Annotated in this window: 9 protein-coding genes; 4 read left to right on the top strand and 5 right to left on the bottom strand. The window is 72.3% G+C overall.

Annotation, left to right across the window (positions count from 1 at the left end):
* The 3 genes from AOK23_RS34275 to iolC form a co-directional block, all read right to left on the bottom strand.
* Positions 1–412: 5-deoxy-glucuronate isomerase (locus tag AOK23_RS34275; protein WP_206336373.1), on the bottom strand; the 412-nt coding region annotated here is incomplete at its 3' end.
* Between the two features lie 7 nt (positions 413–419).
* Positions 420–1304, bottom strand: a complete 885-nt coding sequence (locus AOK23_RS34270; protein ID WP_055716434.1) for a Cgl0159 family (beta/alpha)8-fold protein — start codon at positions 1302–1304, stop codon at positions 420–422.
* Positions 1301–2251: a 5-dehydro-2-deoxygluconokinase gene (iolC, locus tag AOK23_RS34265; protein ID WP_055716433.1), complete on the bottom strand. Its 951-nt coding sequence runs from the start codon at positions 2249–2251 to the stop codon at positions 1301–1303. Before iolC ends, AOK23_RS34270 begins: the two co-directional genes overlap by 4 nt.
* 124 nt (positions 2252–2375) lie before the next feature.
* On the opposite strand from iolC, the gene AOK23_RS34260 reads away from it, so the two are divergent.
* The 3 genes from AOK23_RS34260 to AOK23_RS34250 all read left to right on the top strand — a co-directional run bounded on the left by AOK23_RS34260 (position 2376) and on the right by AOK23_RS34250 (position 4499).
* Positions 2376–3293, top strand: a complete 918-nt coding sequence (locus tag AOK23_RS34260) for a sugar phosphate isomerase/epimerase family protein (protein WP_055716435.1) — start codon at positions 2376–2378, stop codon at positions 3291–3293.
* A gap of 359 nt (positions 3294–3652) precedes the next feature.
* The gene (locus tag AOK23_RS34255; RefSeq protein WP_055716432.1) at positions 3653–3868 is read left to right on the top strand and encodes a helix-turn-helix transcriptional regulator; all 216 of its coding nucleotides are present in this window, start codon (positions 3653–3655) and stop codon (positions 3866–3868) included.
* A gap of 40 nt (positions 3869–3908) precedes the next feature.
* Positions 3909–4499, top strand: a complete 591-nt coding sequence (locus tag AOK23_RS34250) for a GNAT family N-acetyltransferase (RefSeq protein WP_055716431.1) — start codon at positions 3909–3911, stop codon at positions 4497–4499.
* A 232-nt stretch (positions 4500–4731) separates the two neighbouring features.
* Here the strand turns inward: AOK23_RS34250 and AOK23_RS34245 are convergent, their stop codons facing one another.
* The gene (locus AOK23_RS34245) at positions 4732–5784 is read right to left on the bottom strand and encodes a zinc-dependent alcohol dehydrogenase family protein (RefSeq protein WP_055716430.1); all 1053 of its coding nucleotides are present in this window, start codon (positions 5782–5784) and stop codon (positions 4732–4734) included.
* Positions 5785–5900: 116 nt separating this feature from the next.
* Positions 5901–8309, bottom strand: coding sequence for an MMPL family transporter (locus AOK23_RS34240; protein WP_240496693.1), 2409 nt, complete (start codon positions 8307–8309; stop codon positions 5901–5903).
* 160 nt (positions 8310–8469) lie between these two features.
* Here AOK23_RS34240 and AOK23_RS34235 point away from each other — a divergent pair, with 160 nt between their 5' ends.
* On the top strand, positions 8470–9171 hold the full coding sequence (locus tag AOK23_RS34235; protein WP_055716429.1) for a TetR/AcrR family transcriptional regulator: 702 nt from the start codon (positions 8470–8472) through the stop codon (positions 9169–9171).
* Positions 9172–9222: the final 51 nt, after the last annotated feature.

Genomic DNA, 9222 nt, shown 5'->3' with positions numbered 1-9222 from the left:
CCTCCGGCGCGGGGCCGTAGCGGGCGGGGAGTCGTCGCTCGCACCTCGCTCCTGCCAAAGCGAAGCGGCCTCCCGCGCCGGAGGCGATCTGTACCCGGGCGTCGCGGGGCGCGTAGACGAAGTCGGAGACTCCGGCGAACACGTCCTCGCGGCCCAGGATGTCGAACTCTGCGGTGCCGTCGCCGTCCGCTGCGCCCGGATCCTCCGATACGCGAACCGTACAGGCGCCGTTGAGGGACAGCACGATCCATTCGCTGTCCCCGGTGGTGAAGGTGTGCTCGCCGCCCGGCTCCAACTCCACGACGCGCAGGCTGCTGTGGGTCCAGCCGGCCTGCTCGGGGCCGATGTCGAGGGTGTACCCCCCGTGGGCGGTCGTCCCCTGGGGGACGTACAGCTCGGTCTTGTGTGTCATGCGGCCCTCACAGCAGTCCTACGGCGGTGTCCACGGCGGCGGTCACGTCGTCGTCCGCCGGGTAGAGCAACGAGCGGCCGACCACCAGGCCCTGGACGGTGGGCAGTTGCAGGGCGCCCCGCCACTTCTCGTACGCGCCCTCCTGGTCCTCGCCGACGTCGCCGCCGAGGAGGACGGCGGGCAGGGTCGAGGTCTCCATGACGCGGGCCATGTCGTCGGGGTTCTCGGTGACGGGCACCTTCAGCCAGGTGTACGCCGAGGTGCCGCCGAGTCCGGCGGCTATGGCGATCGACTTGGTGACCGCGTCGGCGGAGAGGTCGTTCCTGACCTTGCCGGTGACGGGGTCGCGGCGGCTGATGAACGGCTCGACGAAGACCGGGAGCCGCCGCTCGGCCATGGCGTCCACGGCGTGCGCGGTGGACTCCAGGGTGTCGAGGGAGCCCGGGTCGTCGTAGTCGACGCGCAGCAGCAGCTTGCCGGCGTCGAAACGGAACCGCTCGATGTCCTCGGGGCGGTGGCCGGTGAAACGGTCGTCCAGTTCGAAGGAGGCGCCCGCGAGTCCGCCGCGGTTCATCGAGCCCATGACGACCTTGCCGTCGAGGGCGCCGAGGAGGAGCAGGTCGTCGAGGATGTCGGCGGTGGCGAGCACCCCGTCGACGCCGGGCCGGCCGAGGGCCAGGCACAGCCGTTCGAGGAGGTCGGCGCGGTTCGCCATGGCGAGCTTGCGGTCGCCGACGGAGAGCGCGCCGCGGGCCGGGTGGTCGGCGGCGACGATCATCAGCCGTCCGGAGTCGCCGATCAGGGGGCGGCGGACCCGGCGGGCGGCGGCCTCGGCGATCGCCTCGGGGTGGTGGACCCGGGTGCGGACCAGGGCGGAGACGTCGACGCTCACCGCACCTCCCCCGCCGTGACCGCGGCCTCGATCTCCCGCGCGGTGGGCATCGCGGAGGAGCACTCCAGGCGGGAGGCGACGATGGCGCCGGCGGCGTTGGCGTGCCGCATGATCCGCTCCAGGTCCCAGCCTTCGAGCAGGCCGTGGCAGAGGGACCCGCCGAAGGCGTCTCCGGCGCCCAGTCCGTTGAGGACGTTCACCGGCAGCGGCGGCACCTCGGCCGTCGTGCCGTCGCGGTGCACCGCCAGCACACCCTTGGGGCCCTGCTTCACGACCGCGAGTTCGACCCCGGCGGCCAGCAGGGCCTCGGCGGCGGCGTGCGGCTCGCGGACGCCGGTGGCGACCTCGACCTCGTCCAGGTTGCCGACGGCGACGGTGGTGTGCCGCAGGGCCTCCTCGTAGAACGGGCGGGCCGCGGCCGGGTCGGTCCAGAACATGGGCCGCCAGTCGAGGTCGAAGACGGTCGTGCCCGCCTTGGCCCGGTGGGCGAGGGCCGCGAGCGTCGCCGTCCGGCTGGGCTCCTCGCTCAGACCGGTGCCGGTGACCCAGAAGATGCCGGCCTCGCGGATGGCCTCCAGGTCCAGCTCGTGGGCGTCGATCTCCAGGTCCGGCGCCTTGGGGCGGCGGTAGAAGTACAGCGGGAAGTCGTCCGGCGGGAAGACCTCGCAGAACGTGATCGGGGTGGCGAGGCCGGGGACCGGTGTCACCCAGCGGTCGTCGACACCGAAGTCCCGCAGCGCCTGGTGGAGGTACTCGCCGAACGGGTCCTCGCCCGTGCGGGTGATGACGGCGGTGTCCCGGCCGAGCCGGGCGGCGGCCACCGCGACGTTCGTCGCCGATCCGCCGAGGAACTTCCCGAAGGACGTCACCTGCGGCAGCGGGACCCCCGTCTGCAGCGGATAGAGGTCCACACCGATCCGCCCCATGGTGATCAGGTCGTACGCCATCGAGTTCCCTTCGCGCTCCGGTTCCGTCAAGGTCTAGCTCCGCGAGAGCGGCCCTGTCAATGTTTTGTCCAGACATTCGGACTACCTATTGACACCCTTGGGTTCCGGCCTGAAGCTGGCCGCCATGACGTCGTTGTCACCTGAGTCCTCACTCTCGCGCATCCGGATCGGCTCGGCGCCCGACTCCTGGGGTGTGTGGTTCCCCGACGACCCCCAGCAGGTCCCCTGGCAGCGCTTCCTCGACGAGGTGGCCGCCGCCGGCTACGAGTGGATCGAGCTGGGCCCCTACGGCTATCTGCCGAAGGACCCCGCCGTTCTCGCCGAGGAGACGGCCAAACGTGGCCTGAAGGTGTCGGCCGGCACGGTCTTCACCGGGCTGCACCACGGCCCCGACGTCTGGGAGAAGACCTGGGCGCACGTCGCCGACAACGCGGTCCTCGCCCAGGCCATGGGCGCCCGGCATCTCGTCGTCATCCCCTCCTTCTGGCGGGACGACAAGACGGGCCAGGTGCTGGAGCCCAGTGAGCTGACCGTCGAGCAGTGGCGGCACCTCACCCAGCTCACCGAGCGGCTCGGGCGGGAGGTGCGGGAGAGGTACGGCCTGAAGATCGTCGTCCACCCGCACGCCGACACCCACATCGACAGCGAGGAGAACGTCGTCCGCTTCCTGGACGGCACCGACTCCTCGGTGGTGTCCCTGTGCCTCGACACCGGGCACTACGCGTACTGCGGCGGCGACAGCGTCAAGCTGATCGAGACGTACGGCGAGCGCATCGGCTATCTGCACCTCAAGCAGGTCGACCCCGAGATCCTCGCGGACGTCCGGGCCAAGGGGACGCCTTTCGGGCCGGCCGTGGCGCAGGGCGTGATGTGCGAGCCGCCGAAGGGCGTGCCCGAGCTGGGGCCGGTGCTCGCGGCCGCGCAGAAGCTGGACGTGGATCTGTTCGCGATCGTCGAGCAGGACATGTATCCGTGCGAGCCGGACGCTCCGCTGCCGATCGCCCAGCGGACGCGGGCGTTTCTGCGGAGCTGCGGGGCGTAGGCGCGCCGCTGGGTGAGCCGGGTGCCGTGCGGCGCCGGGGGACTGCGCGTCCGTCGCGGGCCGCGAGTGCGTCGTGGTTGGTCGCGCAGTTCCCCGCACCCCTTTGCGGGTGGGCGGTCGCGTGCGAGGTGCGCCCTCGTTCGTCACTGGCGTCACGAATGACACCCCTTTGTCACAGGTGTCACGTGTACGCGGAGCTTGTGTCACATGTGGTGCACAGGGGCTCCCCGGCGATCACTGTGCGTCGTTGAGCGAGCACAGGCCAGGGCCGACAGGCCCTAGTGATCGCCAGCGCTGCGCCCGGCTCCTCCGACGGTCGTCCCGGCCGCCGCCGCGGTGCGCGCGGGGAGGTGCCACAGATGACCGACCGACGCCTCTGGTCGTACAAGGACATCGCGGCGCACATCCGTGTGCAGCCCGACACCGTCCGCTCGTACCGCAAACACGGGTTGTTGCCGCCGCCCGACCATGTGGAGGGCGGCAAGCCCTACTGGTACGCGGACACGGTCCGCGCCTGGGTCGCCTCCAGACCCGGCAACCGGGGGCGCGGGCGGTCGACTGACGACCGCGCTTAATCGTTTGCCCCGGCCTCCTCCCGCTGCCGAGGATTCCGGGATGAGCTTCTCCGAGAAACCCGTACTCACCGGTGAGCGGGCCGTCCTGCGGCCCTTCACCGTGGACGACACCCCCGTGATGGCCCGCATCCTGGCCGACCCGGACGTCCTCCGGCTCACCGGGAGTCAGGACGGGGCGTACGACATGGAGAGGCTGCGCACCTGGTACGGCAACCGCAGCGAGCAGACCGACCGCCTCGATCTCGGCATCGTGGACCGGGAGAGCGGTGAGCTGGTGGGCGAGGTCGTGCTCAACGACTGGGACGAGCCCAACCGTGCCTGCTGCTTCCGGATCCTGATCGGCCCCGCCGGGCGGAACCGGGGGCTCGGCACGGAGGCCGTGCGGCTGACGGTCGGCCACGCCTTCGAGCGGCTCGGCATGCACCGCGTCTCGCTGTACGTCTTCACGCACAACCCCCGGGCCCGGCGCGCCTACGAGAAGGTGGGGTTCGTGGCCGAGGGCGTGGAGCGGCAGACGCTGTGGCAGGACGGGGAGTGGATCGACGCCGTACGGATGTCGATCCTCGCCCCCGAGTGGGCCACGCACCGCGGACGCCCGGGGGCCGGCCGACCGGACCTCACGGCCCAGTGACCGCGCGGGCCGCTGTGCCTGGCGGAGGCTGACCCTTGCGGCCCGCTGACCCTGACGGCCGGCTGACCATGGGGGCCCGCTGACCGTGATGGCTGTTCGGCCCCGGGCAGGACGACCTCAGGCCGGCTGACCGTCGCGGCCCGTTGCCCGCCCACGGCCCGCTGACCTTCACGGCCCTCCGACTCTCATGGCCCGGCTGCCGTGACGGCGGTCGGCCCCGGCGCGGTGGGCGTCACGGCCGGTCCATCCACGGTTCGATGACCGTCACGCCGCTGCCCGGTGCCGTGCCCAGGGCGGCGAGGGCCTCGGGGACGGCGTCCAGCGGGATCGTCGTCGTCACCAGGAGGTCGGGGCGCAGGACGCCCGAGCGGACCAGTTCCAGCATGGGCGGGTAGGCGTGGGCCGCCATGCCGTGGCTGCCGAGGAGTTCCAGTTCCAGGGCGATCGCGCGGGCCATGGGGACGGGGGTCGTGCCGGTCGGCGACGGGAGCAGGCCCACCTGGACGTGGCGGCCCCGGCGGCGGAGGCTGCCGACCGACGCCGCGCAGGTGACTGGCGAGCCGAGCGCGTCCAGCGAGAGATGGGCGCCGCCGCCGGTGAGGTCCCGTACCGCCTCGGCCGTGTCCTGGACCGCCGAGGCGTCCACGCAGGCCGCCGCGCCGAACGTCCGCGCCAGCTCCAGGGCTCGGGGCGAGACGTCGACGGCGACGACCCGGGCGCCGGAGGCCGCCGCGATCATCACCGCAGACAGGCCCACTCCCCCGCAGCCGTGCACGGCCACCCACTCGCCGGCCGCGACCCGGCCCTGCGCCGCCACCGCCCGGAACGCCGTGGCGAACCGGCAGCCCAGGGAGGCCGCCGTGCCGTACGACAGTCCCTCCGGCAGCGCCACCAGGTTCACGTCGGCGTGGTCCAGGGCCACGTACTGGGCGAACGAGCCCCAGTGCGTGAACCCCGGCTGGGTCTGCCGCTCGCACACCTGCTGGTCCCCGGCCGCGCAGGCGGCGCAGCCGCCGCAGGCGCACACGAACGGGACGGTGACCCGGTCGCCCGGCTGCCAGCGGGTCACCCCGGCGCCGATCTCCTCCACCACACCGGCGAGTTCATGGCCCGGTACGTGCGGCGGGGTGATGTCGGGGTCGTGGCCCATCCAGGCGTGCCAGTCGCTGCGGCACAGGCCCGTGGCCTCGACGCGGACGACCACACCGTGGACCGCCGGGGCCGGGTCCGGCACGTCCCGTACCTCGGCCGGCTCACCGAACCGCTCGAACACCACCGCGCGCATACGTCCTCGCCCTCACCCTCACCGCCCGACAGGTCGGCCGGCCCGTCTGCCTGCCGACCAGCCGACCAGCCGATCTGCCGGCCCACCGACCTGTCGGAGATCCTTTGCGGTGAACGCTAGCCAGAGATCTCCACCTTGTCGTGGTCGCTCTGCCTGTCGGCGCCCTTCTCCTCGTCGCGGTCGCTCTCCTGGTCGGCGCCGCTCTCCTTGTCCCGGTCGCCCTCCTCGCCCTTCCCGGACCCGGTGGTCGCGGGCGGCGGGGTGCTCCCGCTCCCCGACTCGGCCCCCGTCTCCGTGTCCGTGTCCGGGCCGGGCTCTGCTGCGGTCCCGGTCGCACTCCCGGTCGCGGTGGGGCGCGGGGCCGACTCGCCCTCGCTCAGGCCGAACCGCTCGTGGAACCTGCGCAGCGGGGCCGGGGCCCACCAGGTGGCGCGGCCGGTGAGCCGCATGAAGGCCGGGACCAGCAGGCTGCGCACGATCATCGCGTCCATGAGCACGGCGAGGGCGAGGCCCAGGCCGAGCATCTTGGTGTTCGTCACCCGTGAGGTGCCTATGGCGATCATCACGACGGCCAGGATGACGGCGGCGGCGGTGATGAGGCCGCCGGTGCGCTGGAGGCCGTGGCGGACGGCGGCGGTGTGGTCGCCGGTGTGGTCGTACTCCTCCTTGATGCGGGAGAGCAGGAAGACGCCGTAGTCCATGGAGAGGCCGAAGGCCACGCAGAACATCAGCACCGGCAGGGTCGTCTCGATGGAGCCGGAGCTGGTGAAGCCCAGCAGGCCGGAGAGGTGGCCGTCCTGGAAGACCCAGATCATCGCGCCGAACATCGCGGTGAGGCTGAGTGCGTTCAGCAGGACCGCCTGGAGGGGGACCAGCACACTGCCGGTGAGCAGGAAGACCAGCAGGAGGGTGACCACGGCGATGAAGGAGAGGGCCAGTGGCAGGCCGCCGCCTATCGCCTCCTTGGTGTCGACCAGGACCGCGCCCGCACCCGTCACCGACGTCTTGAACGGGGCGTCGGCCGCCCGTGCCCGTATGTCGTGGACCAGGTCCTGCGCGGCCTCGTCGACCACGTCGCCCTTCGGCTGGACGGCGAAGTAGGCCGCGTCGCCGTTCACCACGGGGCCGTCCACCCGGAGCACATCGGGAAGGGCGGCGATCTCGTCCTTGTACGCGGTGTACTCGGCCTCGGTCGCCCGGCCTTCGGCGAGGATCTCCAGACCGCCGCCGGGGGTGCCCGGGAAGTCCTCCCGGATGTGCTGCTGGACGACACGGGACTCGGCGGACGCGGGGAGCTGACGGTCGTCGGCCGAGCCGAACTTCACACCCAGGAAGGGCAGGCCGAGGAGGACCAGCCCGGCGGTGGTGGCGATGGCGAAGAAGGGGGCGCGGCGCATGACGAAGCCGGCGGTGCGGCCCCAGGCGGCACCCTCCTCGCGGGCGGGAGCCCCCTCGGCCCTGCGGCGCCTGAACAGCTTGCGCAGGTCAAGGGCGTTGACCCGCTCGCCGAGCAGCACCAGGGCCGCCGGGAGCACGATCAGGGCCGCCGCCGCGGCGAGCAGGACGACCGCGATGCCCGCGTAGGCGATGGACTTCAGGAATGCCTGAGGGAAGACCGCCATCGCGGCGAGCGAGACGGCGACCGTGAGCGCCGAGAAGAGGACCGTCCGCCCGGCGGTGCGCAGGGTGGTGGCCACGGCGGCCCGGGGGTCGGCGCCGGCGGACAGCTCCTCCCGGAAGCGGCGCACGATGAACAGCGCGTAGTCGATCGCGAGGCCGAGGCCCATGGCCGTGGTGAGGTTCAGCGCGAAGATCGAGACGTCGGTCAGCTCGGTGAGGCCGCGCAGGATCGCGTTGGTGCCGAGGATGGCGACGACGCCCACGACGAGCGGCAGCAGGGCGGCGACCGCGCTGCCGAAGGCCATCACCAGCAGGACCAGGGTCACCGGCAGGGCGATCAGCTCGGCCCGCAGGAGGTCCTCCTGGATGATCGTCTGCATCTCGTGGCGCACGGCGACGATGCCGCCGATCTTGACCTCGACCGGGCCGTGCGTACCGCGGAACTCGGGTGTGATGCGGTCCAGCGTCGCGTTCATCGTGGTCTCGTCGCCGGTCAGGCGGGCCGCTATCAGCGCCTGGCGGCCGTCCTCGGCGCGGAGGCTGGGGGCACCGGTCTGCCAGTAGGAGCCGACGCCCGTGACGCCCTTCTCGGCGGCGAGCCGCTCGGCCAGCCGCTTCGCCTCGGCGGCGACCCCCGGATCGTCGACCGAGGTGTCGCCCGCGTCGACCATCAGCAGCAGGTTCGGCTGGGAGTTCGGGAACTCGCGCTGCAGCGCCTTGGTCGCGTAGGTGGACTCGGCCTTGGGGTCCTCCCAGCCGCCGCTGGTCAGACGGTCGGCGACATCGCTGCCCGCGACGACCGCGAGGGCGGTGATCAGCAGGGCCACGAGCAGGGAGAGCCGGGGACGGGCGGTCACCAGTCTGGTCCAGCCCCCCGCTCGGGGTGGCCTGTTGACTTCGGTCATGGTGCGGTGTCCCCTTCACTCTGATCCGTGCCGTGCGCAGCCGGGCGGACGGATGCGCCACGCCATAAACTGGCAAACACGAGAGATCGCTCGCGTTTCATCAGAATGCGAGCGACGACTCGTGTTTGTCAATCAGGTCCGAGAAGCTGGGGACAACCGCATGCCCACCCACCAGGAGCAGGAGCAGCCGCGCCGCCGCCAGGCCCGCGGCGAGCGCCGCATCGCCCAACTCCTCGAAGCCGCGGCCTCGGTGTTCGCGTCGACCGGGTACGCGTCCGCGAGCACCAACGCGATCGCCCGCGAGGCCGGCGTCTCACCGGGCACGCTGTACCAGTTCTTCCCGAACAAGGAAGCGATCGCGATCGAGCTGGGCCAGCGGCTGATGGCGGACATGCGGACGGCGTACGGCGAGGCGCTCGCGCCGATCGATCCCGCGACCCCGCTGGAGCAGGCCGTGGCGGCCGCCGTCGACCGGTTCATCGACTTCAACTGCCACAACCCGGTGTTCTTCACCCTCATGCACGGCCCGGACGTCCCCGGTCGGATGGCGGAGGAGCACGACGCCCTCCACAACACCCTGATCACCCGGGTCGAGGACCTGCTCTCCCCGCTCCTGCCCGACCGGCCGGCCGTCGCCGTCACCCGCATCGCGCACGTCTGCATGGCGCTCTACATGGCGGGCCTCGAACTGATCCTCGCCAGCGAGGGCGACGACCGCGAGGCGTACGTCCAGGAGCTCAAGGACGTGCTGTTCCGCTACCTCGACCCACTGGTGGGCGACCGCCTCCGTGACGCGCAGGCGGCCTCGGCCTCCACCGCGCCTATGACCGCGACCACCGCGACTCCGACCACGGCCGGCTAGCCAGGCCCCGACCGCGGCCTCCACCCCGACCCCCTGAACACCGCGCACCCC

Origin of the sequence: Streptomyces torulosus, from assembly GCF_001419765.1 — a bacterium.
In the GTDB taxonomy this organism is placed as follows: Bacteria; Actinomycetota; Actinomycetes; order Streptomycetales; family Streptomycetaceae; genus Streptomyces; species Streptomyces torulosus.
This window is presented reverse-complemented; position numbering and strand designations above follow the sequence as displayed.